Source organism: Stenotrophomonas sp. 99219_Sma (assembly GCF_056480785.1).
In genome coordinates, this window is record NZ_CM151117.1 from 2,049,175 (window position 1) to 2,074,187 (window position 25,013).

15 protein-coding genes are annotated in these 25,013 nt (G+C 66.4%); 13 read left to right on the forward strand and 2 right to left on the reverse strand.

The window, feature by feature from the left end:
* The first annotated feature begins 100 nt into the window (after window positions 1–100).
* The 4 genes from carB (at window position 101) to recJ (ending at window position 6,656) form a co-directional block, all read left to right on the forward strand.
* Window positions 101–3,343, forward strand: a complete 3,243-nt coding sequence (carB, locus tag ACZK13_RS09460) for a carbamoyl-phosphate synthase large subunit (RefSeq protein ID WP_032128799.1) — start codon at window positions 101–103, stop codon at window positions 3,341–3,343.
* Between the two features lie 8 nt (window positions 3,344–3,351).
* Entirely contained in the window at window positions 3,352–3,816 is a 465-nt protein-coding gene (greA, locus tag ACZK13_RS09465; protein ID WP_026347191.1) for a transcription elongation factor GreA, read from the forward strand.
* Window positions 3,817–3,820: 4 nt separating this feature from the next.
* Window positions 3,821–4,738 carry a phosphoglycerate mutase gene (locus ACZK13_RS09470; RefSeq protein ID WP_180837618.1) on the forward strand — a complete coding sequence of 306 codons (918 nt, stop codon included), beginning with the start codon at window positions 3,821–3,823 and terminating at the stop codon, window positions 4,736–4,738.
* Window positions 4,739–4,898: 160 nt separating this feature from the next.
* Window positions 4,899–6,656, forward strand: a complete 1,758-nt coding sequence (recJ, locus tag ACZK13_RS09475; RefSeq protein ID WP_253144516.1) for a single-stranded-DNA-specific exonuclease RecJ — start codon at window positions 4,899–4,901, stop codon at window positions 6,654–6,656.
* Between the two features lie 83 nt (window positions 6,657–6,739).
* Here recJ and ACZK13_RS09480 read toward each other — a convergent pair whose 3' ends face one another.
* On the reverse strand, window positions 6,740–7,789 hold the full coding sequence (locus ACZK13_RS09480; protein ID WP_253144519.1) for a DUF1176 domain-containing protein: 1,050 nt from the start codon (window positions 7,787–7,789) through the stop codon (window positions 6,740–6,742).
* A 131-nt stretch (window positions 7,790–7,920) separates the two neighbouring features.
* Here ACZK13_RS09480 and ACZK13_RS09485 point away from each other — a divergent pair, with 131 nt between their 5' ends.
* On the forward strand, window positions 7,921–10,830 hold the full coding sequence (locus tag ACZK13_RS09485; protein WP_253144522.1) for a VIT domain-containing protein: 2,910 nt from the start codon (window positions 7,921–7,923) through the stop codon (window positions 10,828–10,830).
* A gap of 114 nt (window positions 10,831–10,944) precedes the next feature.
* On the opposite strand, the gene ACZK13_RS09490 is transcribed toward ACZK13_RS09485, so the two are convergent.
* Window positions 10,945–12,147, reverse strand: a complete 1,203-nt coding sequence (locus tag ACZK13_RS09490; RefSeq protein WP_180837614.1) for an acyltransferase family protein — start codon at window positions 12,145–12,147, stop codon at window positions 10,945–10,947.
* A gap of 175 nt (window positions 12,148–12,322) precedes the next feature.
* Here ACZK13_RS09490 and ACZK13_RS09495 point away from each other — a divergent pair, with 175 nt between their 5' ends.
* From ACZK13_RS09495 to ACZK13_RS09530, 8 genes are all read left to right on the forward strand, one after another.
* A complete protein-coding gene (locus ACZK13_RS09495; protein WP_107432702.1) occupies window positions 12,323–13,183 on the forward strand; it encodes a LytTR family DNA-binding domain-containing protein in 861 nt (286 codons plus the stop codon).
* A 70-nt stretch (window positions 13,184–13,253) separates the two neighbouring features.
* Window positions 13,254–14,379 (forward strand): peptide chain release factor 2 gene (gene prfB / locus ACZK13_RS09500; RefSeq protein WP_097048047.1). Its coding sequence is split into 2 segments (ribosomal slippage): window positions 13,254–13,328 and window positions 13,330–14,379, totalling 1,125 coding nucleotides; the frame shifts between segments, so codons are not numbered across the junction.
* Window positions 14,380–14,533: 154 nt separating this feature from the next.
* Window positions 14,534–15,316 carry a helix-turn-helix transcriptional regulator gene (locus tag ACZK13_RS09505; protein ID WP_180837613.1) on the forward strand — a complete coding sequence of 261 codons (783 nt, stop codon included), beginning with the start codon at window positions 14,534–14,536 and terminating at the stop codon, window positions 15,314–15,316.
* 607 nt (window positions 15,317–15,923) lie between these two features.
* Complete coding sequence (locus ACZK13_RS09510) at window positions 15,924–17,309, forward strand: NAD-dependent succinate-semialdehyde dehydrogenase (RefSeq protein ID WP_478482483.1); 1,386 nt, start codon at window positions 15,924–15,926, stop codon at window positions 17,307–17,309.
* 63 nt (window positions 17,310–17,372) lie between these two features.
* A complete protein-coding gene (locus ACZK13_RS09515) occupies window positions 17,373–19,013 on the forward strand; it encodes an acetolactate synthase large subunit (RefSeq protein WP_478482484.1) in 1,641 nt (546 codons plus the stop codon).
* Window positions 19,014–19,445: 432 nt separating this feature from the next.
* Complete coding sequence (gene lysS, locus ACZK13_RS09520; RefSeq protein ID WP_478482516.1) at window positions 19,446–20,942, forward strand: lysine--tRNA ligase; 1,497 nt, start codon at window positions 19,446–19,448, stop codon at window positions 20,940–20,942.
* A gap of 205 nt (window positions 20,943–21,147) precedes the next feature.
* Window positions 21,148–22,287, forward strand: a complete 1,140-nt coding sequence (gene rpfG, locus ACZK13_RS09525; protein WP_478482485.1) for a cyclic di-GMP phosphodiesterase response regulator RpfG — start codon at window positions 21,148–21,150, stop codon at window positions 22,285–22,287.
* A gap of 1 nt (window position 22,288) precedes the next feature.
* A complete protein-coding gene (locus ACZK13_RS09530; protein ID WP_478482486.1) occupies window positions 22,289–25,012 on the forward strand; it encodes a response regulator in 2,724 nt (907 codons plus the stop codon).
* The last annotated feature ends 1 nt before the right edge of the window (window position 25,013 follow it).

A 25,013-nucleotide genomic window follows, 5' to 3' on the forward strand; every position in this document is an offset into this window, starting at 1 on the left:
CGCAACGCTGCTGCCGCTGGCGCGGCGCTGCGGATCAAGATTCCTGATCGACAGCGTGCGATCACCCCCCTTGTCACGCTGTACTGACTTAGAGAAGAAAATGCCCAAGCGCACTGACCTCAAGACCATCCTCATCATCGGTGCTGGCCCGATCGTCATCGGCCAGGCCTGCGAGTTCGACTACTCCGGCGCCCAGGCCTGCAAGGCCCTGCGTGACGAGGGTTACCGCGTGGTGCTGGTCAACAGCAACCCGGCCACGATCATGACCGACCCGGAGATGGCCGACGCCGTCTACATCGAGCCGATCAACTGGCAGACGGTCGAGAAGATCATCGCCAAGGAAAAGCCCGATGCGCTGCTGCCGACCATGGGTGGCCAGACCGCGTTGAACTGCGCGCTGGACCTGGCCGACAACGGCGTGCTGGAGAAGTACAACGTCGAGCTGATCGGCGCCAAACGCGAAGCGATCCGCATGGCCGAAGACCGCGAGCTGTTCCGCGTCGCCATGGGTGAGATCGGCCTGGAATGCCCGACCGCCGCCGTCGCCCACACCCTGGACGAAGCGCTGGAGATCCAGACCCGCGTCGGTTACCCGACCATCATCCGCCCCAGCTTCACCCTGGGCGGCAGCGGTGGCGGCATCGCCTACAACCGCGAAGAGCTGGTCGAGATCGTCAGCCGCGGCCTGGAACTGTCGCCGACCACCGAAGTGCTGGTGGAAGAGTCGGTGCTGGGCTGGAAGGAGTTCGAGATGGAAGTGGTCCGCGATACCGCGGACAACTGCATCATCGTCTGCTCGATCGAGAACCTGGACCCGATGGGCGTGCACACCGGTGACTCGATCACCGTGGCGCCGGCGCAGACCCTGACCGACAAGGAGTACCAGCGCCTGCGCGATGCCTCCATCGCCGTGCTGCGCAAGATCGGCGTCGATACCGGTGGCTCGAACGTGCAGTTCGGCATCAACCCGAAGACCGGCCGCGTGGTCGTCATCGAGATGAACCCGCGCGTGTCGCGTTCCTCGGCGCTGGCCTCCAAGGCCACCGGCTTCCCGATCGCCAAGGTCGCCGCCAAGCTGGCCGTGGGATACACCCTGGACGAACTGAAGAACGAAATCACCGGTGGCCTGACCCCGGCCTCGTTCGAGCCGTCGATCGACTACGTCGTCACCAAGATCCCGCGTTTCGCCTTCGAGAAGTTCCCGGCCGCCGATGCCCGCCTGACCACCCAGATGAAGTCGGTGGGCGAGGTGATGGCGATGGGCCGTACCTTCCAGGAGTCGGTGCAGAAGGCCCTGCGTGGCCTGGAAACCGGCAAGGTCGGCTTCGACCCGACCGGCCTGGACCTGAGCAACGAAGAAGACCTGCAGACCCTGCGCCGCGAGCTGAAGGCCCCGGGCCCGGAGCGCCTGTTCTTCGTCGCCGATGCGTTCCGTGCCGGCATGAGCGTGGAAGAGATCTACGCACTGTCGTTCATCGATCACTGGTTCCTGGACCAGATCGAGGAAATCATCGCGGCCGAAGCCGAAGTCGCTGCCGGTGGCATCGACGCGCTGGACGCCGCCCGCCTGCGCAAGCTGAAGCGCGCTGGCTTCTCCGACGCGCGCCTGGCGCAGCTGACCGGCACCAACGAAGCCGCCATCCGCGCGCTGCGTCGTGCGCACAAGGTGCGCCCGGTCTACAAGCGCGTGGATTCCTGCGCCGGTGAGTTCTCCACCGGCACCGCCTACCTGTACTCGACCTACGAGGACGAGTGCGAGGCCGCGCCGAGCAACCGCGACAAGATCATGATCCTGGGTGGTGGCCCGAACCGCATCGGCCAGGGCATCGAGTTCGACTACTGCTGCGTGCACGCGGCACTGGCGCTGCGCGAGGATGGCTATGAAACCATCATGGTCAACTGCAACCCGGAAACCGTGTCGACCGACTACGACACCTCCGACCGCCTGTACTTCGAACCGCTGACCCTGGAAGACGTGCTGGAAATCGTCGAACTGGAACAGCCGAAGGGCGTGATCGTGCAGTACGGCGGCCAGACCCCGCTGAAGCTGGCGCGCGCGCTGGAAGCCAACGGCGTGCCGGTGATCGGCACCAGCCCGGACTCCATCGACCTGGCCGAAGACCGTGAGCGCTTCCAGCAGCTGGTCGACAAGCTGGGCCTGAAGCAGCCGCCGAACCGCATCGCCCGCAACGACCAGGAAGCCCTGCTGCTGGCCCGCGAGATCGGCTACCCGTTGGTGGTGCGCCCGAGCTACGTGCTGGGCGGCCGTGCGATGGAAATCGTCTACGGCGAAGCCGACCTGGCCCGCTACGTGCGCGACGCGGTGAAGGTGTCCAACGATTCGCCGGTGCTGCTGGACCGCTTCCTCGACAATGCCGTGGAGTGCGACGTCGACATCATTGCCGATGCCCAGGGCAACGTCCTGATCGGCGGCGTGATGGAGCACATCGAAGAAGCCGGCGTGCACTCGGGCGATTCCTCGTGCTCGCTGCCGCCGTACTCGCTGTCGGCTGAAACCCAGGCCGAGCTGCGTCGCCAGGTGGTGGAACTGGCCAAGGCCCTGAACGTGGTCGGCCTGATGAACACCCAGTTCGCGATCCAGACCAGCGATGAAGGTGCCGACACCATCTACCTGCTGGAAGTGAACCCGCGTGCTTCGCGCACCGTGCCGTTCGTGTCCAAGGCCACCGGCATGCCGCTGGCCAAGATCGCCGCCCGCTGCATGGCCGGCAAGACCCTGGCCGAGCAGGGCGCGACCAAGGAAATCGTGCCGGACTACTACTCGGTGAAGGAGGCGATCTTCCCGTTCGCCAAGTTCCAGGGCGTCGACCCGATCCTCGGGCCGGAGATGCGCTCCACCGGTGAGGTGATGGGCGTCGGCCGCACCTTCAACGCTGCCTTCGCGCGTGCGCAGGAAGCCGGTGGCATCAAGGCACCGCCGGTCGGCAAGGCCTTCGTCTCGGTCCGCGATCCGGACAAGAAGCGCGTTCTGCCGGTGGCCAAGGCGCTGCTGGCGCGTGGCTACAGCCTGGTCGCCACCCGTGGCACCGCCGCGTGGCTGCAGCAGCACGGCATGGACTGCGAGATCATCAACAAGGTGGTCGAAGGCCGTCCGCACATCGTCGACTCGATCAAGAACGGCGAGATCGTCTACATCGTCAACACGACCGAAGGTCGTTCGGCGATCAACGACTCGTTCTCGATCCGTCGCGAGGCGCTGCAGCATCGCGTCACCTACTCGACCACCATTGCCGGCGCCAAGGCGCTGGTGGATTCACTGGAATTCCGCGGCACCGGCCCCGTCTGGTCGCTGCAGGAGCTGCACAAGGAGTTGAATGCATGAGAGCCCCCATCACGATGAAGGGCGCGCAGAAGCTGCGCGACGAACTGGATCACCTGAAGTCGGTCAAGCGCCCGAAGGTCATTGCGGCCATCGCCGAAGCGCGTGAGCATGGCGACCTGAAGGAGAATGCCGAGTACCACGCCGCGCGCGAGGAGCAGGGCTTCATCGAAGGCCGCATCAAGCAGCTGGAAGGCGAGCTGTCGCACGCCGAGATCATCGACGTGAGCAAGCTCAATGCCGGCTCGAAGGTGGTGTTCGGCGCCAGCGTGACCCTGGCCGACGTGGAAACCGACGAAGAGAAGAAGTACCAGATCGTCGGTGACCTGGAAGCGGACATCAAGCTGGGCCTGATCGCCATCTCTTCGCCGGTGGCGCGCGCGATGATCGGCAAGCTGGAAGGCGATTCGATCGTGATCGACGCCCCGGCCGGCCAGCGCGAGTACGAGATCGTCAGCGTCAGCTACGTGGACTGACCCGGTGGCAACGGCGACCCTGCTGTTGCCCGCGCGCAGCCGCTTTGCAGCGGCTGCGCTGCCTGATGACGTGGCGCGTGCCCTGGGCCGCGCCAACGCCTCGCAGTTCGAAGCCGGCGAGCGGGCACAGCTGCAGCGCCATTTCACGGTCGCCGCGCCGCACTGGCCGGTGGCCGCACTGAGCCGCCAGCGTGACGTCGGCGATGCTGCCGGCGCGTGCTGGCTGCGTGCCGATCCGGCCTGCATGGTGCCGGACATGCACGGTGCGCGGATGATGGCCTATGGCGAAACACTGCGGCCGACGCTGGCCGACAGCCTGGCCCTGCTGCCGGTGCTGCAGCCGTTGTTCGCCGATGCCGGGTTCGTGCTCGACGCGCCCGATCCCTCGCGCTGGTACCTGCGGCTTCCGATCGACCTGGCCCTACCGGACTTCGACAGTCCGGACGAGGTGCTGGGCGATGACCTGTTCTCGCACCTGCCGGAAGGCGAGGGCGGTCGCCGCTGGCGGGCGCTCATGACCGAAGCGCAGGTGCTGCTGCACAACCATTCCTGGAACCAGCAGCGCGCCGCGCAGGGACAACAGCCGATCAATTCGCTGTGGTTCTGGGGCGGTGGCGTGATGCCAGTGTCGGTCAACACGGCGCATGCGCAGGTGCGCAGTCGTGATGCCCTGCTGCAGGGCCTGGCTCTGGCGGCGGGCGTGGCCGTGGATGGCGAGCAGGCGGTGGATGCACTGGTCGACCTGCGCCAGCTGCGCTCCCTGCAGCAGCTCGGCAATGATGCGATCCGGCCACTGCTGGCCGCGCTGAAACGCGGCGAGCTGCAGCGACTGGTGCTGGATTTCGAGGATGGCCTGCAGTTTCAGCTGGATCGTGGCCAGCGCTGGCAGTTCTGGAAAAAGCCGCGGCAGCTTCACGATTGAGCGGGATCGGATCCGTTTTCCATGGGAAAACGGCTCTGACCCCCGATGTTTGCCGGGGTTGCCGGCCAGCGGCCGGCACTACCGCCGGAGCCGGGCGCAATCCCGCCAGCCTCTCCCACGCGCGGTATCATCCCTCTGTCTTTCGTAACCGGCGATGCCGATGTCCCTTGCCGCCGATGCCGTGCAGCCCTCCTCTGATACGCCGACGATCCGCCGCCGCGATGCGGTTGCGCCCGCCAACTGGCCGGAGGGCACTCTGCCGTTGCTGGCGCGGCTCTACGCCAGTCGCGGTGCCGGTACCCCGGAGCTGGCGCTGCCGAAGCTGGGCAGCCTGCATGCGCCCGAGCTGCTGACCGGCATCGACGATGCAGTGGGCCTGCTGGTCGAGGCCATCGCCAACGACAAGCGCATCCTGGTGGTCGGCGATTTCGACTGCGATGGTGCTACCGCCTGTGCGGTCGGTGTGCGTGGCCTGCGCATGCTCGGCGCGCAGCATGTCTTCCACGCGGTGCCGAACCGCATGGTGCACGGCTATGGCCTGTCACCTTCACTGGTGGAGGAGTTGGCCGAGCTGCAGCCGGATCTGCTGGTCACGGTCGACCACGGCATTGCCTGCCACGCGGGTGTCATCGCGGCCAAGGCGCGTGGCTGGCAGGTGCTGGTCACCGATCATCATCTTCCCGGTCCGCAGCTGCCGCCTGCCGATGTCATCGTCGATCCGAATCTGGACGGCGATGCCTTCCCCAGCAAGTCGTTGGCCGGTGTCGGCGTGATCTTCTACGTGCTGATGGCGCTGCGCCGGCAGATGCGCGAGGCCGGCGTCTTTGCCGATGGCAAGGGGCCGGACCTGACCACGCTGCTGGACCTGGTGGCGGTGGGCACCGTTGCCGACCTGGTGGCACTGGATCCGAACAACCGTGCGCTGGTCAGTGCGGGCCTACGCCGTCTACGCGCAGGGCAGGGCTGTGTCGGCCTGCGTGCGCTGATCGAAGCCAGTGGCCGTGATGCCGCGCGACTGACCGCCACCGATATCGGCTTCGCACTCGGCCCGCGCCTGAACGCGGCGGGCCGGCTGGAAGACATGGCGCTGGGCATCGCGCTGCTGCTGACCGAAGACCCGCGCCAGGCGCGCGACATCGCGCAGACGCTGGAGCAGATCAATTCGGAACGGCGCGCCGTGCAGCAGTCGATGACTGACGACGCCGAGCAGGCGTTGACCCGCGTGGTGCTGGACATGGCCGGCCAGCGACCGGTGGCGGCCTGCCTGTTCGACGCCGACTGGCATCCCGGCGTGGTCGGCCTGGTCGCGTCGAAGATGAAGGATCGGCTGCATCGCCCGGTGATCGCCTTCGCGCCGGCCGAACCCGGCGCCGACACGCTGCGCGGCTCGGCGCGCTCGATTCCCGGCCTACACATCCGTGACGCACTGGCGCTGGTCGATGCGCGGCATCCGGGTCTGATCGAACGCTTCGGAGGTCACGCCATGGCGGCCGGCCTCAGCCTGCGGCTGGATCACGTCGATGACTTCAAGGCCGCCTTCGTCGCCGTGGTGCTGGAAATGCTCGACCCGGCGGCACTGCAGCAGCAGGTGCTGAGCGATGGCGAACTGGCCGCAGATGAGCTGGATCATCGCCACGCCGATGCCCTGCGGTTGGCCGGACCGTGGGGTCAGGGCTTCCCCGAACCGCTGTTCGATGGCCACTTCGAAGTGGCCAACTGGCGCGTCCTGAAGGAACGCCACCTCAAGCTTGAATTGCGCCTGCCAGGCGTACCCAGCACGATCAACGCGATCCACTTCGGCGGCTGGCACGGTAACGCGCCCGGCCGTCATGTGCATCTGGCCTATCGACTGGCCTGCGATGACTATCGTGGCGGCAGCGCCATCCAGCTGATCGTCGAGCACTGCCTGCCTGCATGAAAAAGGGGACGGAGGGGATTAAGTCGCTTGTGCCTTGTTTGCCACTTGCGACTTAATCCCCTCCGTCCCCTTTTTCTGTGGCGTCAGCGGACCTCGCTGACCAGCATCGGCAGTTCCCAGGTGCCACCGGGCACGCCCCGGCATAGACCCGGTGCCACCTCGGACGTCGCGATGAAGTTCGTCCCGTCCCACGTCCAGGTTGCGTGCGAAATGCAGTCAGCGAGGCCGCGGCCCTTCTGCGCGGCAATGATCTGGCCGTCGGTGTAGTCGATCGCATCGCTGGTCACCCATTGCGCCTGGAACGGCGCGTGCGGGCTGGCGACCCAATAGCCATCGCCGATGTTGTAGGCCCCGCGCCAACACGGGACCGTGACCAGCACATGCTGCGCGTCCAGGCGCCGGACCTGCAGCGGGGAGTTGCTGAGCGGAACGTCGGCATCAGTTTCCTGCAGGCCTTCGCAGCTGTCGTCCTCCAGCGTGGCGCGCAGTGCTGCGCGCAGGGCGGGTGAGGCGGCCAGCCGAGCAAACGCGGGATCATCCGGAGTTGAGTCCAGGGTAGCGGCCTTGCGCACAACCGGCACCGGCAGTGCGGCGGGGACGCTGGATTCAGGCGTGCTGCCCTTGCGCATCACGGCGCCGGGCGTGCCGAGGCGGCCCTGGTACTCATCGATCTTCAGCAGTACCGCCGCGGCACCCTTGTCCGACAGCGGCCAGCGATGGCCAGCGCCATCGGTCACGCTGATTCCACCGCCGCGCACCAATGCGTAAAGCAGTGCGCTGGTCTGCGCAGCAGTCACGCTGTGCCTGCCTGCGCTCTTCAAGGGAGCAAGGACACCCAGGTCCTGTTGCTGGATGCGCAGATGCAGCGCGCCCTTGGGCTGGGTCTGGCCTTCTTCCGGCTGCAGCGTCAGGCGGCCCTGGATGGCCTGATCCGGGCCGCCCTTGCGGGTGAGCAGCACACTCAGGGTGCTGTCATCGTCGGTGGCGTAGCCGGCGGCGCGGCAGGTCAAGGTGTTGTCACAGGCCACGACCCAGTCGTGGTGCTGGAAATACAGGCTTTTGGCCGGAGCCGCAGCAAGGGCCGTCAGGGGGCAGGCCAGTGCCAACAGAGTGGCCAGCAGGGGCAATCGCATCGGCATCCTTGCGCGTGTGGGAGCGTGGGGCATGGTGCCTGTGGATGGGGGCAAAGAAAAGCCGCGCACGGTCCAACCCCATTCCGGCTGTCCGTGCGTTCAAATGTCCACGATCCCTCTGGAGCCCTGTCATGGTCTTCGTCCGTTGCTGCGCTGTGTTGTTGCTGGCCCTCGCGGCCGGGCCTGTCGGCGCTCAGTCGCCACGCATTGCCAGGCCGCAAGCCACCACCCCGCTGTTGATTGCGCCCGCCGCCGAACAGCCGGTGCAACTGCAGCGCGCCCGCATCGAAGGCGAGGTCCAGGCCGGCGTCGCCCAGACCCGGATCACCCTCGAATTCCATAACCCGAACCGGCGCGTGCTGGAGGGCGAGCTGCAGTTCCCGCTGGCCGATGGCCAGCAGATCACGGGCTTCGCGCTGGACATCAACGGTGAACTGCGTGACGCCGTGCCGGTGCCCAAGGACCGTGGCCGCCAGGTATTCGAGGAAATCGCCCGCCGCGGTGTCGACCCGGGCCTGCTGGAACAGACCGCCGGCAACCAGTTCCGCCTGCGCATCTATCCGCTGCCGGCCGGTGGCAGCCGACGCGTGCAGCTGGTGATTCGCGAACCGCTGGCCTTCGCCGGCCAGGGCTGGCAGTGGACGCTGCCGCTGCAGTTCGCCGCTGGCGCTGCATCGGTTGAGCTGAAGCTGCAGGCGCCGGAAGCGGCCACCGCAGGTACGGCTCCGTTCCGTATCAACGCAGGCCGGCTGCAGTGGCAGGGCAGGGGCGCGCAGTTGCCGGCGCAGCTGCAGTGGAGCCTGCCGGCGGCACGTCAGGCACAGGTGCAGGTAGCACCCTGGCAGGATGGTCACTACCTGCTGGCGCAGCTGCCGGTGACGGTCAGCCGCACGCCGCGCACGCTTCCCAGCGAAATCGGCCTGCTGTGGGACGGTTCCGGTTCGGCGGGCCAGCGCGATCGCACACGTGAGTTCGCCTTGCTGGATCGCTATTTCGCAGCGCTGGGTGACGGCACTGTGGCATTGACCGTGCTGCGTGACCGTGCCGAACCGATGCGTCGCTTCCGTGTCCGTGCAGGCAACTGGAGCGAGCTGCGTGCAGCACTGCAGGCCGTACGCCCTGACGGTGCCAGCGCGCTGGCGCAGTGGCAGCCGCAACCGAGCGTGAAGGAATACCTGCTGGTCAGCGATGGCCTGCTGACCTATGGACCGGAAGCACTGCCAGCACTCGCACCGCAGCAGCGCCTGTTCGCGGTCAGCAGTGCTGGTGCGCGAACCGATGTAGTGCGCCTGCGCGGCTGGAGCGAAGCGCATGGCGGTCGCTTTGTCGCGCTGGGCAAGGATGTTGATGCGGCCGCTCGCGAACTGCTGTCGTCGCCGTTGGACGTGCAGGTCGATGCGGGCCGTGGCGTACAGGATGTTGTGATCGATCGTCGCAGCGAGGCCGAAGGCTGGCTATGGCTGCATGCCCGCCTTGCGGCGGACGGCGTGCCGATGCGGGTGCGCGTGGGCGGCGGTGAATGGCAGGCGCTGCCGGCAACGCAGAAGCGTGACGACGGTGAGCTGCTGGCCGGCTTGTGGGCGCAGGCCCGTCTGCAGCAACTCGGCGCCGACCGCCGAGGCAACCGCGAGGCAATGCAACTGCTGTCGCAGCAGTTCGGCCTGGTCGGACCGGACACCTCGCTGATCGTGCTGGAGACCCTGGAGGACTACCTGCGCTACGCGATCCGCCCGTCCGGCAAGCTGCGTGCCGAGTACGATGCCCGCTTCGCACGGCAGGTGAGCGATCGCGCCGCTGCCGATCGCCAGCGCCTGGACCAGGTTGCCGCACGTTGGAAGGAGCGCCAGCAGTGGTGGAACCGAAGCTGGCCGAAGGGAGCGCCTCCGCAGTTGAAGGGCGGGGCGCTGGAAGTTGCATCCGCGGACTACGCGATGGACTCGGCGCCGGTGGCGATGCTCGCCGCGCCGGCCCCTGCGGCACCACCCGCGCCGGCACCGATGGCCGCCGCCGAGCAACGCATGGAAGCCAGCAGCGCGCGTGCACGTCGCTCAGCGTCCGCATCGAACAAAGCACTGGATGTGGTCGCGCTCACCGGCAGCGTTGTCGCTGCATCCGCTGCCGCCAACGAGGGCGAGCTCGGCATCCAGCTGGCGGCCTGGCAGCCGGATTCGGCCATCGCCCGGCGGCTGCGCCAGAGCCCGGCGTCGCAACTGTATGACCGCTACCTGGCCGAGCGCGATGCACATGCCGACAGCAGCGCGTTCTTCCTCGATGTGGCCGATCTGTTGCTGGAGCAGGGCCAGCGCGAACTTGCACTGCGCGTGCTGTCGAACCTGGCCGAGATGGACCTGGACAACCGCCACCTGCTGCGTGTGCTCGGCTACCGGTTGATGCAGGCGGATGCCCCCGCGCTGGCGGTGCCGGTGTTCGAGCAGGTGCTGGCGATGGGCCAGGAAGAACCGCAGAGCTTCCGCGATCTTGGCCTGGCACTGGCGGATGCGGGCAAGCCGCAGCAGGCGTTGGCGCCGCTGTATCAGGTGGTGGTGCGGCCGTGGGACAACCGCTTCGACGGCATCGCCCTGATCGCGCTGGATGAGCTGAACAACCTGGTGGCACGCAGCACGCCACGGCTGGATACCCGCAGCATCGACCCGCGCCTGCTGCAGGCGATGCCGCTGGACCTGCGCGTGGTGCTGTCGTGGGATGCCGACAACAGCGACATGGACCTGTGGGTGACCGACCCGAACGGCGAGCGCGCGTACTACGGCAACCGCCTGACCTACCAAGGCGGGCAGATGTCGCAGGACTTCACCGGCGGCTATGGCCCCGAGCAGTTCTCGCTGCGCAATGCCAAGCCCGGCAAGTACAAGGTGGAGGCCAATTACTTCGGCAGCCGCCAGCAGCTGGTGACCGGTGCGACGACCCTGATGCTGCGGCTGACCACGCACTGGGGCACGCCGAAGCAGAAGGACCAGATGGTCACGATGCGGCTGAAGGACCGCGCCGAGACCGTGCTGGTGGGCGAGTTCGAGGTGAAATGATCGATCCCGGGCTTTTGTAGAGTCGAGCTTGCTCGACTGCCTCAAGGTGGAGCCGAGCCTCGGCTCACGGCAGAAGCAGCCGAGCGCGGGCTCGGCTCTACAACGGCACCGAACTCAGCGCGCCGTTGCGGCGCGTGCAATCGGCGACGCTGGCGGATCGGCACGGAGGCCGAACAGCGGCCGCAGCCAGCGCGAGCGGCGGATCAGCAGCTCGTGGATCAGCAGGCAGCCGCCGATGGTACCGGCCAGCAGCAGGGCCGGTTCCATCCACGGGCCCAGTTGCAGTGGCTTGAGCCAGAACAACAGCACGATGATCAGGCTCTGGTGCAGCATGTACCAGGGATAGATGGCCTCGGTGCAGTACCGCAGCCAGCGGAACGGGCGATCAAGGAACACCTTTCCCCAGCCCAGGATGGCCAGCAGCACGGTCCAGACGTACAGCGACTGGCTGGTCCGGACCTGCAGGTCCCAGAACGGTTCGGGCCATTGCCGCAGGGGGGAATCGGCCGCCAGCACCTGGCCAAGGATGCGCAGGCCCATGTACCAGCCGACCGCCGCCAGTGCCAGCCACAGCGTGGTGCGGCGCAGGGCCACCACCCGTTCCCAGAACAGTGGCTCGCGACTCAGCAGGTAGCCGGCCAGGAACACCGTGGCGTACTTCGCGTGCTGGTACCAGTCGCCGAGCAGGGCATTGGTGGACGGATAGATCGGCTCCAGCCAGATCACCCAGGCCAGCAACAGGGCGAACGGAATGCCAATCAGCAGCGCGGGCGAGGCTGCAACGCGTGCCATCGCGCCGCGCACTACTGTCGTTCCCAGCAATGGCATCAACAGGGCCAGCGCCAGGGTGTAGTTCCACAGGTAGGCCAGGTACCACAGGTGGTTCCAGGTGATGCCGTACTGCCAGCCGGCGAAGCTGCCTTCCGGCCAGGGCCGCACCTGCCAGTAGCGCAGCAGGAAGTGGCCGAAGCCCGGTGCCACATGGCCGTTGGACACGCCTTCGCAGTACGGCTGGATCGGTACGATCACGAACATGCCGAACAGCAGGGGCAACAGCAGCTTCCAGGTGCGCAGGCAGGCGAAGCGCAGCAACCTGCCTTCGGGTCGCATCAGCGCGATGGCGATGCCCGAGATCAGGAACAGCAGTGACATCCGCCAGCGATTGACGAACACCATCGGCCACTGCAGCCATTCGGCCGTGTGCACGCTCTTGAGGTGGAAGCCCCAGTCGTCCACATAGGCCATGGCGGTGTGATAGAGGATCAGCAGGGCGAAGGCGAACACGCGCAGGGCGTCGATGTCGTGGCGTCGGGTCATGGGGGTGGTGTGCCGGAGAGTCGAGCCAAGGTGACGCCGCCCGGTCCGAGCAGCGACTTCCAAGGGGCCGCCGGAAGCCGCGCAGTGACCAATGGCGGGGGTGGTGGGACCAATGGAGCCGCTACCCTCGGTCCCTTGAGGCAGGCTGGAGCACCGCAACGACATGGATGCAGCAATGACCCAGGGCCGACCACCGCGCTGGCGCACGTCAACCCGCCTGCTGGTATGGGCGGCCATCCTGTCCGCTTCAGCAGTGACCAATGCGCTGGTGGAAGTGATGGATGCCGGTCGCCGTGGTGCCGATCTGGGTTTGTGGGAGCCGATGATCTGGGAGTTCAGCAGCCTCGTCCCGATCCTGCTGACCCTGCCGCTGCTGTGGCGGGCCTGCGAGCGTTGGCCGCTGCATGCCGATACCTGGAAGCAGCGATTGCCGCTGTATCTGCTGGCCAGCGTCGGCTGGTCGCTGCTGCACGTGGTGGGGATGATGCTGCTGCGGCACCTGGCCTATGGAGCGCTGGGCTATCGGTACCAGGACGATGCCGGCTGGCTGGAGCGTTTTGCGTACGAATACCTGAAGGATGTACGCACGTTTGCGATGTTCGTGGCACTGGAGCACTTTGCGAGCTGGTTTGGCCGGCGCCGGCAGGGTGAGGCGCACCTGCTGGCCGAGCCCGATGTCGGCCCGCCGGTGGAGCCGGTCGAGCGCCCCCAGCACTTCCTGGTGCGCAAGCTGGGCAAGGAGTTCCTGGTCGCCACCGCCGACGTGGAGTACGCCCAGGCGGCGGGGAACTACGTGAACCTGCGGGTACGCGGCCACGACTACCCGCTGCGGATCACCATGGCGGTGCTGGAGCAGCGGCTGGATCCGGGCGAGTTCCTGCGCCCGCACCGCAGCTGGCTGATCCATCGCGGCCAGCTGCGCTCGATCGAGCCGCTGGACGGGGGCGAGGCCCTGCTGCACATGGCCGATGGAGCCAAAGTGCCCTGCAGCCGGCGCCAGTTGCCGTTGCTGCGGCAGGCGCTGGGGGCAGGGTGAGGCCCTCATTCCGGGCATCCCCGGCCTGCGGTATCATTACCAGTCATCTTTTGAATGCATAACCGCCGACATGATCGAACTGAATCCTGTCCGCCAGCGCATCACCGATCTGACCGATCGCGTGCTGTCGCTTCGGGGGTATCTTTGACTACGACGCCAAGAAAGAGCGTCTTGAAGAAGTAACGCGGGAGCTGGAAAGCCCCGACGTCTGGAACAACGCCGAATACGCCCAGAACCTGGGCCGCGAGCGTTCCAGCCTGGAAAAGACCGTGGGCGGCATCGCCTCGGTGCTGGACGGCCTGGCTGATGCCACCGAACTGCTTGAGCTGGCCGAGTCCGAGCAGGACGAGGACACCGCGCTGGCCGTGGTCGCCGACCTGGACAAGCACCAGTCGCACGTCGAGAAGCTGGAGTTCCAGCGCATGTTCTCCGGCGAGATGGACAATGCTGCCGCGTTCGTCGACATCCAGGCCGGTGCCGGTGGCACCGAAGCCCAGGACTGGGCCGAGATCCTGCTGCGCATGTACCTGCGCTGGTGTGAATCGCGCGGCTGGAAGACCGAGCTGATGGAAGTCTCCGGTGGCGACGTCGCCGGCATCAAGTCGGCTACGCTGCGCGTGGAAGGCGACTATGCCTACGGCTGGCTGAAGACCGAGACCGGCGTGCACCGCCTGGTGCGCAAGTCGCCGTTCGACTCGGACAACCGCCGCCACACCAGCTTCACCTCGGTGTTCGTGTCGCCGGAGATCGATGACAACATCGACATCACCATCAACCCGGCCGACCTGCGTACCGACGTGTACCGTTCGTCCGGTGCCGGTGGCCAGCACGTGAACAAGACCGAGTCGGCGGTGCGAATCACCCACATCCCGACCAATATCGTCGTGGCCTGCCAGACCGGCCGTAGCCAGCACCAGAACCGCGACAACGCGATGAAGATGCTGGCCGCCAAGCTGTACGAGCTGGAGATCCAGAAGCGCAACGCCGAGAAGGACGCCGTGGAAGCCACCAAGTCCGACATCGGCTGGGGCAGCCAGATCCGCAACTACGTGCTCGACCAGAGCCGTATCAAGGACCTGCGTACCGGCATCGAGCGTTCGGATACGCAGAAGGTGCTGGACGGCGACCTGGACGAGTTCGTCGAGGCCAGCCTGAAGGCCGGCCTGGCCGTGGGCTCCAAGCGCGTCGATGCCTGATCGACGTGCCTGCGCGGAGATCGTCACCCTCGCGCGCAACGCCGAGGGTGGCTGAACTGGCTTTACTGTAGAGCTGAGCCATGCTCAGCTGCTGTTCGCGCGGTAGTAGATGCGTCGAGCATGGCTCGACGCTACAACAGGTACGGCGGTAGCGATGATGCGCAGCGAAAGTGAACGCAAGGAACTCGGCGGCTTCCTCAAGGCCTGCCGCGCCCGTGTCGATCCCGCCACGCTCGGCCTGCCGGCCGGGCGCCGGCGTACCCCGGGCCTGAAGCGCGAGGAAGTGGCACTGGCGATCGGGGTCAGTGTCAGCTGGTACACCTGGATCGAGCAGGGCCGCGAAGTGCGCGCCTCGCCCGAAGTGCTGGAGCGCCTGGCGCAGGTACTGCGCATGAGTGACGACGAGCGCGCCTATGCGTTCGCGCTGTCCGGCTACGGCGTGCCACTGGAATCTCCCGACGAAACGGTGACCGATGGCCTGCGCCAACTGGTCGAAGCGATGCAGCCGATCCCGGCTTACGTGCGCAATACCCGTTACGACATCCTGGCGTGGAACCCGGCCATCGCCGAGCTGTTCGTGGATTACAGCCAGCTGGCGCCGCACGAACGCAACACGCTGCGGCTGATGTTCCTGTATCCGCCGTACCGCACGCTGATCCTCAACTGGGAAGAAATGACCCGCGGCCTGCTGGCCGGCTTCCGCGCGGCGATGGCGCAGGCGCCGGACAAGGCCCCGTTCCTGGCGCTGGCCGAGGACATCGCCACGCACAGCGAGGAGTTCCGCCAGTGGTGGCCGGAGCACGACGTGCGCCGGTTCGACGAAGGTGCGAAGAAGCTGAACCACCCAACGCGCGGGTTGCTGGACCTGCAGTACGTGGCGTTGGTGCCGGAGAGCCGGCACGACCTGTCACTGGTGACCTACCTGCCGCGTAGGTAGGGGGTTGTTCGGCAGGGCTTGCAGCCCTGCACCTGCTTCAAGCCGAAGCAACGGCAACAGCAACAGCGAGCTATCCGTGGCTTGGCGGGGCGGTGTCGGAGTGCGGGGACGCCGCAAGTACGTCCGTGTAGGCTTGGCAGCCGCATCCATGCGGCTGACACCCCGCACCCCGACACCGCCCCGCCTCTGACAGATTCCGGCGGCTGTTGGTAGGTGTCGACCTTGGTCGACACATCTGTCAGATATCGAAATTCATCTGAAGTTGGATCCGTTCCGACAGATCGCGGAAAACTGTCGAATGCGGGATGGGTCCGGTTGCGGGGGCGTGAGCCGCATGGATGCGGCGACCGAGCTTACATGGACGTACTTGCAGCGACCCCCGCAACCGGACCCACCCCGCCATCCCGCAGGAAACCAGCTTGTGCTGTTGCTTCGGCTGTTGCTGTTGCTTCGGCGGGTGCAGGGCGCAGCCCTGCCGATAACCCCATTCAGGCAGGTAAGTGCAGGTCACAGGATAAGCAGACGCCTTGTTGTGCCCGTCGATCGGGTCCACATTCCTGTGCAGGAGACGGGCCGCCGCCCGTTGTCGAGACACCAGGAGACCTGCATGTCCGCTGCCCCCAGCACCGCCATTTCCCGCGATCCGGCCACCGGCCAGCAGATCGCCAGCCATCCCTTTGCCACCGACGCCGAACTGGAAACAATCTTGGATCGCGGCCAGGTTGGCTTTGCGGCCTGGAGCGCCAAGAGCCTTGAACAGCGTGCAGACGTACTGCGTGCGATGGCGGTGGTACTGCGCCGTGACCGTGAAAAGCTGGCTGCACTGGCCACCGCCGAAATGGGCAAGGTCCAGGCCGAGTCGCTGGCCGAGATCGAGAAGTGCGCCGTGCTGTGCGACTGGTACGCCGACCACGGCGCGCAGTTCCTGCGCGACGAACCGACCCAGGTGCCCGACGACAAGGCTTACGTGTCCTACCTGCCGCTGGGCGTGGTGCTGGGCATCATGCCGTGGAACTTCCCGTACTGGCAGGTGATGCGCGCGGCGGTACCGATCCTGATGGGCGGCAACGGCTTCCTGCTGAAGCCGGCCGAGAACATCGTCGGTACCGCGCAGCTGCTCGACGCCGCCTGGCGCGATGCCGGTCTGCCGGAAGGCACCTTCATCGCCGCCAACATCAGCCGCGACGGCACCAGCCGCGCGATCGCCGATGACCGCATCGCGGCGGTGACCCTGACCGGCAGCGTGGCCGCCGGCCGCAGCATCGCCGCCCAGGCCGGGCAGGCGCTGAAGAAGGTGGTGCTGGAACTGGGTGGCTCGGATCCGTTCATCGTGCTGGCCGACGCCAATCTGGACGCTGCCGTCGATGCAGCGGTGGCTTCGCGCTTCCAGAACACCGGGCAGGTCTGCATCGCCGGCAAGCGCATCATCGTTGAAGACGCGGTCTACGACCGGTTCGTGGCGCAGTTCTGCCAGAAGGTGCAGGCGCTGACCATCGGCGACGGCCGTGAAGCCGGCAACCGTATCGGCCCGATGGCACGCCAGGACCTGCTGGAGCAGCTGGACGCGCAGGTACGGGCCTCGGTGGACGCGGGCGCGAAGCTGCTGGTTGGCGGCCATCAGCTGGATCGCCCGGGTGCGTTCTACGCGCCCACCGTGCTGGCCGACGTGGAGCCGGGCATGCAGGCTTTCGATACCGAAACCTTTGGTCCGGTTGCCTCGATCAGCCGTGCCCGCGATGCCGACCATGCGGTGGAACTGGCCAACCAGAGCGAGTTCGGCCTCAGCGGCAACCTGTGGAGCGGCGACCGCGCGCGGGCCATGCAGCTGGCGCGCCGGCTGCAGACCGGCGGCGTGTTCGTCAACGGTTTCTCCGCCTCTGACCCGCGCGTGCCGATCGGTGGCGTGAAGAAGAGCGGCTTCGGCCGTGAGCTCTCGCACTTCGGCATCCGCGAATTCGTCAACGCGCAGACGGTGTGGTTCGACAAGCGTTGACGCGTAGCTTCCATCCTTCCTGCAACGATCCATCATCAGTCCAGCGAAAAGGACGGCATTCCAATGTCCAAGGGTTCAGATCTGCTCGTCGCCGCGCTTGAGAACGAAGGCGTCGAGCGTATTTTCGGTATTCCCGGCGAAGAGAATCTCGACGTGGTCGAGTCGCTGCGCCATTCCAGCATCGAGCTGGTCATCACCCGCCACGAACAGGCGGCCGTGTTCATGGCGGCCACCTATGGCCGCCTGACCGGCAAGCCGGGCGTGTGCCTGGCCACGCTTGGCCCGGGCGCGCTCAACTTCACCACCGGTGCCGCCTACGCGCTGCTTGGCGCGTGGCCGGTGATCATGATCACTGGCCAGAAGGGCATCGTCGCCAGCAAGCAGGCGCGTTTCCAGATCGTCGACATCGTCAGCACCATGAAGCCGCTGACCAAGCAGGCGCGGCAGATTGTCTCGGCGCGCACCATTCCGACCATCGTCCGCGAGGCGTTCCGTACCGCGCTGGAAGAGCGCCCGGGCCCGGTGCTGCTGGAGCTGCCCGAAGACATCGCGGCCGATGAGGTCGGGGACGTAGCGCTGATTCCGCCGCACGCGGTGGATCGTCCCATTGCCAGTCCGGAAGCACTGGACCGCGCGGCGGAGATCATCCGCAACGCCAAGCGCCCGCTGCTGATGATCGCCTCGGCGGCGTCGCGGCCGCAGTCCAGCGAAGCGTTGTCGGCATTCGTGCTGCGCGCGGGTATTCCATTCTTCACCACGCAGATGGGCAAGGGTGCGGTGGCCGGTGGTTCGGGCCTGTACATGGGCACCGCCGCGCTGACCGAGCGCGACTACGTGCACATGGCGATCGACCAGGCCGACGTGATCGTGACGATCGGCCACGAGGTCACCGAGAAGCCGCCGTTCGTGATGCGCCCGGGTGGGCCGACCGTGATCCATATCGGCTATTCGCAGGCGGCGGTGGAGCAGGTGTACTTCCCGCAGGTGGAAGTGATCGGTGACATCGGCCGTTCGCTGACCCAGCTGGCCGACCGTATCGAAGGTGCAGTGCCGAACGCCGACGCGCTGCTGCCACTGCGCGCGACCATTCTGGAACACTTGGCTGACCGTGCCGAGGAAGCTGGATTCACCCCGCAGCGGCTGGTGCACGACGTGCGCCATGTGATGCCGCCGGACGGCATCGTGGCGCTGGACAACGGCATGTACAAGATCTGGTTTGCGCGCAATTACCGCACCCAGGTGGCCAATACGCTGCTGCTGGACAACGCGCTGGCGACGATGGGCGCGGGCCTGCCGTCGGCGATCATGGCCTCGATCCTGTACCCGCAGCGGCGGGTGTTGGCGGTGTGCGGCGATGGCGGATTCATGATGAACAGCCAGGAGCTGGAGACCGCGCGTCGGCTGGGCCTGAACCTGGTGGTGCTGATCCTCAACGACGGCGCCTACGGGATGATCCGCTGGAAGCAGGCGGTGGATGGCTTCACCGACTACGGCATGACGTTCAGTAACCCGGATTTCGTGAAGTATGCGGAAGCCTATGGCTGCAAGGGGCATGAGGTGACGGCCAGCGAGCAGTTCATCCCGACGCTGGAGGCGGCGTTCAACGAGGGTGGGGTGCACCTGGTATCGGTGCCGATCGACTACTCGGAGAACCAGCGGGTGCTGGTGGACGAGCTGCGGCAGGCGTTCCCCGGGAACGGTTGACGCCTACCGGGGCATCGGTTCCCCGGAATCCGGTAGGTGTCGACCTTGGTCGACACGCGGACCGCCAACCAAGGTTGGCGGCTACCAGAGCGGCGGGCAGCGGACCTGGTAGGTGTCGACCTTGGTCGACACGCGGACCGCCAACCAAGGTTGGCGGCTACCAGAGCGGCGGGCAGCGGACCTGGTAGGTGTCGACCTTGGTCGACACGATGGAGCGCCAACCAAGGTTGGCGGCTACCAGGCGGGCAGTGGGCCTGGTAGGTGTCGACCTTGGTCGACACACGGACCGCCAACCAAGGTTGGCGACGACCAGGCAGGAGCCCGGCCCAGGGCTGGGGCGGGGCGGTTTTGGTATGCTGGGCAACCGGCTGTGCCGGGCGCAACATCCCCCCTCACTACACGATTCCCGCAGATCCATGAGCGAAGCTACCGATACCCCCCCCCGTTGACGAAAACAAGTTGATCGCCGAGCGCCGCGAGAAACTCAAAACGCTGCGTGGGCAGGGCATCGCGTACCCGAACGATTTCCGTCGCGAGGACTTCGCCGGCCGCCTGCAGGAAGAATTCGCCGACGCCGAGCAGTGGACCGCTGAGGCCCTGGAAGGCAACGGCCGCCAGGTGAAGATGGCGGGCCGCCTGATGGCCAAGCGCATCATGGGCAAGGCCAGTTTCGCGCAGATCCAGGACGAGTCCGGCCGCATCCAGCTGTTCCTGCAGGGCACGGTGCTGGGCGATGCCTACACGGCCTTCAAGGGCTGGGACGTGGGCGACATCATCGCCGTCGAAGGCGGCCTGACCCGTACCAAGACCGGCGAGCTGTCGGTCAAGGCCGAATCGATCCGCCTGCTGACCAAGTCGCTGCGCCCGCTGCCGGACAAGTGGCATGGCCTGGCCGACGTCGAGCAGCGCTACCGCCAGCGCTATGTCGACCTGATCGTGACCCCGGAGTCGCGCGCGGTGTTCATCAAGCGCTCGAAGATCATCCGCGCGATGCGCGCGTGGCTGGACAACCGCGACTTCCTCGAAGTCGAAACGCCGATGATGCATTACATCCCCGGCGGCGCGGCGGCCAAGCCGTTCACCACCCACCACAATGCGCTGGACCTGGACCTGTACCTGCGCGTGGCGCCGGAGCTGTACCTCAAGCGCCTGACCGTGGGTGGCCTGGAGCGCGTGTACGAGATCAACCGCAACTTCCGCAATGAAGGCGTCAGCACCCGCCACAACCCGGAATTCACCATGATGGAGCTGTACGAGGCCTATGCCACGTACAACGAGATCATGGACCTGACCGAAGGCGTGATCCGTGACGTGGCCACGACCGTCAACGGTTCCACCGAAGTGGAGTGGGATGGCGCGAAGATCGACCTGGGCCCGGCGTTCCGCCGCTGGCGCATGGATGAGGCGGTCCGCCACCACAACCCGGAAATCTCGGCCGCTGATTGCACTGACCGCGATGCGCTGCTGCGCCATTGCGAGCGCTTGAACATCCGCGTCAAGCCGTCCTACGGCTGGGGCAAGCTGTTGCTGGAGATCTTCGAGGCCACGGTCGAGCACACCCTGATCCAGCCGACCTTCATCACCGACCATCCGGTCGAGGTCTCGCCGCTGGCCCGTGCCAATGACAACGACCCGGGCTACACCGACCGCTTCGAGCTGTTCGTCAACGGCAAGGAGCTGGCCAACGGCTTCTCCGAACTGAACGACCCGGAAGACCAGGCCCAGCGTTTCCAGGCCCAGGTGGCCGCGAAGGAAGGCGGCGACGACGAGGCGATGCACTACGACGCCGACTACATCCGTGCGCTGGAGTACGGCATGGCCCCGACCGGCGGCCTCGGCATCGGCGTTGATCGCCTGGTGATGCTGCTGACTGGCAGCAGCTCGATCCGTGACGTGCTGCTGTTCCCGTACATGCGTCCGGAGCAGTAAGTCGTCTTTTTGACTCCTGTTTGTGCGCGCCGTCGCGAAATGAGACGGCGCGATTGACGCCTCCCGCACTCGGCGTATCGTTAATGCACTACCTTGACGTCTGTTGTGGCTTGATCGGCGCCAGGGGGAGTGCGCACTGTGGAGAGTCCGCTTCACAATGTGATGACGATCATGAACCGGGACGCATGACACGGGAGTCAGGCCGATGCAGGGTGCGAGCGTTCGCAGCGGCAGGGTATCCTCGCCTGCTGATGATCCAGCATGGTCGAGAAACCAGGCAGAGTACGCGTTGAACATCGTCATTGTTGACGACCAGACGTCCGCCCGGACGATGCTGCGTCACGTCATCGAAGATATCGCGCCGGAACTGAGCGTGTATGACTTCGGTGATCCGTTGACCGCATTGGCCTGGTGCGAGGCGCATCCGGTCGACCTGCTGCTGCTCGATTACCGCATGCCGGAAATGGACGGGCTGGAGTTCGCCCGCCGTTTCCGTCGCCTGCCCAAGCATCGCGACATTCCGGTGATCCTGATCACCGTGGTCGGCGACGAGCCGATCCGTCAGGCGGCGCTGGAAGCGGGGGTCATCGACTTCCTGGTCAAGCCCATCCGCCCGCGCGAACTGCGTGCGCGCTGCTACAACCTGCGGCAGCTGCGCCAGCAGACCGAGAACGTGAAGCAACGCGCCTTGTCGCTGGAGCAGCGCTTGCTGGCCAGCATGCACGAGGTTGAAGAGCGTGAGCGCGAGACCCTGTCGCGATTGGCTCGGGCGATCGAGTTCCGTGATGCTGGCACCAGTGCCTACCTCGAACGCATGGCGCGCGTGGCAGGGCTGATCGCCGAGCAGCTCGGCCTGCCCGAAGACGACGTGCGCCTGATCGAGATGGCCGCGCCGCTGCATGACATGGGCAAGATCGCCATTCCCGATGCAGTGCTGCTCAAGCAGGGCAAGCTCAACGACGAGGAGCTGGCGATCATGCGCCGGCACCCACGCATCGGCCATGAGCTGCTCAGTGGCAGCCAGAACCGCTTCATCCAGGTCGGCGCATTGATCGCGCTGCGCCACCACGAACGTTACGACGGCAGCGGCTACCCGGATGGGCTGGTCGGTGAGGCGATTCCGCTGGAAGCGCGCATCGTCGCCGTGGCCGACGTCTTCGACGCACTCATCTCACCCCGTCCGTACAAGGAAGCATGGACCATGGAAGCCACACTGGCCTATCTGTATGCCCAGCGTGGCCGCCTGTTCGATCCACGCTGCGTGGATGCGCTGATGCGCGGCCACCAGCAGTTGATGGATATCTGCGCCCAGCACTCGACGGCATCGACGCGACCGGGTGGGTGACATGCAGGACCTGTTCGCACGCGTGAAGCGCCGGTTGGCGCAGCGTCCGGATTCGGAGCATGGCCAGGCGATCGTGCGGGTGGCGCTGATCTCGCTGATCCTGGTCTATGTGCTGCTGTCCGGTGCCCGTCTGCATCGGCTGGATCAATACCAGGGCGTGCTGGCAACGGTGCTGACCGGGCTGGGCCTGTCACTGCTGCTGATTGGCTGGTTGCTGTGGAAGCCGGAGCGCTCCGATCCGCGGCGGGTGGCCGGGATGCTGGCCGATTACGGCCTGATCGCGGTCGGCATGATCCAGATGGGTGAGCCGCTGGCGTGGGTGTATGCGGTGGTGATGTGGGTCACGGTGGGCAACGGCCTGCGCTTCGGGCCGCGTTACCTGGCCGCGGCCATCGTGCTGGCGATGGTCAGTTTCGGCACCACCGTGCTGTTGACCCCTTACTGGCAGGCCAACCTGGGGCTGGCCATTTCCCTGTGGTTGGGGTTGCTGGCAGTACCGTTGTGCTGCTCCTCCCTGCTGCGCCGAAGGATGCGACATCCGACCATGGATACGACTCCCGCCGCTGGCTCCGACAAGCGCTCGCTGCTGGCACGCTTCAAGCAACGCCTGTCCGGGCGCGAGGACAGCGAGCACGCGCAGAACCTGATCCGCATCATCATCACTGCGCTGTTCATCAGCTATCTCGGCTGGCGCTCGCTGAGCGGCGGCGGTGAGGCATTGACTGCGACGTGGCTGATCCTCGCCTTCGAGCTGACCATTTCCGCCGGCCTGCTGACCGCGATCCTGGTTAATCCGGGTGTGTCGCATGTGCGCCGGGTGATCGGCATGCTGACCGACTACACCTGCATGGCCTGGATCATGACCATCCAGGGTGAGCCGGCGGCACCGCTGTATGCGGTGATGCTGTGGGTCACGATCGGCAACGGCATGCGCTACGGCAGCACCTACCTGCGCGTGGCCACGGCCATGGGCTGCCTGGCCTTCCTGTGCACGGTGATGCTGTCGCCGTACTGGCGCGGCCACGACTATCTGGGCTGGGGCCTGCTGCTGGGCCTGGGCGCGATTCCGCTGTACTTCGATTCGCTGCTGCATGCCTTGACCCGGGCGGTGGCAGAGGCGCGCCAGGCCAACGAAGCCAAGAGCCGTTTCCTGGCCAACATGAGCCATGAGTTCCGCACGCCGTTGAACGGGCTGGCCGGCATGACCGAAGTGCTGGCCACCACCCGCCTGGACGACGAACAGCGCGAGTGCCTGAACACCATCCAGGCCTCGACCCGCAGTCTGTTGGCGCTGGTGGAAGAGGTGCTGGACATCTCCGCGATCGAAGCCGGCAAGGTGCGCGTGGAGTGGCACGAGTTCGCGCTGGCCGACGTGCTGCAGGCGATCAACCTGATCCTGACCCCGCAGACCCGCTCCAAATCGCTGGACTATCGCGTGCAGGTGGATGACAACGTGCCGCCGCGCCTGCTGGGTGATGCCGGTCATCTGCAGCAGATCCTGCTCAATCTGATGGGTAACGCGGTCAAGTTCACCGACAGCGGCTACGTGCATCTGCGCGTGTCCAGCCCCGATGTGCTGGGTAGCGAGCGGATGCGCCTGCGATTCGAGATCGTCGACAGCGGCATCGGCGTACCGGTGGCGCTGCGCGGCCGGCTGTTCAATGCCTTCGAGCAGGGCGATGTCGGCCTGGCCCGCCGCCATGAAGGCACCGGTCTGGGCACCGCCATTGCCAAGGGCCTGGTCGAGTCGATGGGCGGGCAGGTCGGTTATGCGCCGAACAGCCCGCGCGGCAGCGTGTTCTGGGTCGAGATCACGCTGGACGTCGCAGACACCTCATCAGCCCCGGCGGTTCCGTCCGAGGTGGCTGAAGCCGGCAATGTCATCGCGTTCTCCAATCCCTTCCTGCGCCATCGTGCGCGCGTGCGCAGCCTGCGGGTGCTGGTGGCCGACGACCACGAAGCCAACCGCATGGTGCTGCAGCGGTTGCTGGAGAAGGCCGGCCACAAGGTCACCTGCGTCAATGGCGGCGCCGAAGTGCTCGATGCGTTGGAGCAGGCCAGTTACGACGCAGCGATCGTCGATCTGCACATGCCCGGCATGAGCGGACTGGACCTGCTCAAACAGTTGCGGGTGATGCAGGCCAGTGGCATGCCTTACGTTCCGGTCATGGTGCTGAGCGCGGACGTCACCCCCGAGTCCATCCTGCGTTGCGAGCAGGCCGGTGCGCGCGCCTTCCTTGCCAAGCCCGTGGTGGCCACCCGTCTGCTGGAAGTGCTGGCCGATGTCGCCGCCAACACCCGCGCCGAGTCCGGCATCCAGTCGGTGCCGGCATTGCCGGTTGGCGATGGCGTGCTCGATACCGCGGTGCTGGACGAGCTGGCGTCGCTGGGTATGGGCGATGGCTTCGAACGCAAGTTCATCGACCAGTGCCTGGCGGACGTCGACGCGAGCATGGGCCAGCTGCAGGGCTGCGGCGAGCACCAGGCCTGGGAGGATTTCCGCGAGCACGCACACGCGCTGCGCGGTGTGGCGAGCAACCTGGGGCTTGTCCAGGTTGCCGCCTCCAGTGGCGAAATCATGCGCATGGCGGACTGGCAGCTGAAGGGTGAATGGAACGCCCGCCTCGGCAGCCTGGCGACCGCACTGCGCAACGGCAGGAATGCGTTGGCTGCCCGTAGTGCGGGAGCATCGCACCGCGACGACAGCGAGCGCAGCCCGTCCTGAC

Bases quoted from the DNA above. Each gene is read 5' to 3' on its own strand.
- recJ (WP_253144516.1), top strand. From the start codon at position 4,899: ATGTCCCTTGCCGCCGATGCCGTGCAGCCCTCCTCTGATACGCCGACG.
- ACZK13_RS09505 (WP_180837613.1), top strand. From the start codon at position 14,534: ATGATGCGCAGCGAAAGTGAACGCAAGGAACTCGGCGGCTTCCTCAAG.
- ACZK13_RS09530 (WP_478482486.1), top strand. From the start codon at position 22,289: ATGCAGGACCTGTTCGCACGCGTGAAGCGCCGGTTGGCGCAGCGTCCG.
- ACZK13_RS09510 (WP_478482483.1), top strand. From the start codon at position 15,924: ATGTCCGCTGCCCCCAGCACCGCCATTTCCCGCGATCCGGCCACCGGC.
- ACZK13_RS09515 (WP_478482484.1), top strand. From the start codon at position 17,373: ATGTCCAAGGGTTCAGATCTGCTCGTCGCCGCGCTTGAGAACGAAGGC.
- ACZK13_RS09490 (WP_180837614.1), bottom strand. From the start codon at position 12,147: ATGACCCGACGCCACGACATCGACGCCCTGCGCGTGTTCGCCTTCGCC.
- ACZK13_RS09495 (WP_107432702.1), top strand. From the start codon at position 12,323: ATGACCCAGGGCCGACCACCGCGCTGGCGCACGTCAACCCGCCTGCTG.
- carB (WP_032128799.1), top strand. From the start codon at position 101: ATGCCCAAGCGCACTGACCTCAAGACCATCCTCATCATCGGTGCTGGC.
- ACZK13_RS09480 (WP_253144519.1), bottom strand. From the start codon at position 7,789: ATGCGATTGCCCCTGCTGGCCACTCTGTTGGCACTGGCCTGCCCCCTG.
- ACZK13_RS09485 (WP_253144522.1), top strand. From the start codon at position 7,921: ATGGTCTTCGTCCGTTGCTGCGCTGTGTTGTTGCTGGCCCTCGCGGCC.
- rpfG (WP_478482485.1), top strand. From the start codon at position 21,148: ATGCAGGGTGCGAGCGTTCGCAGCGGCAGGGTATCCTCGCCTGCTGAT.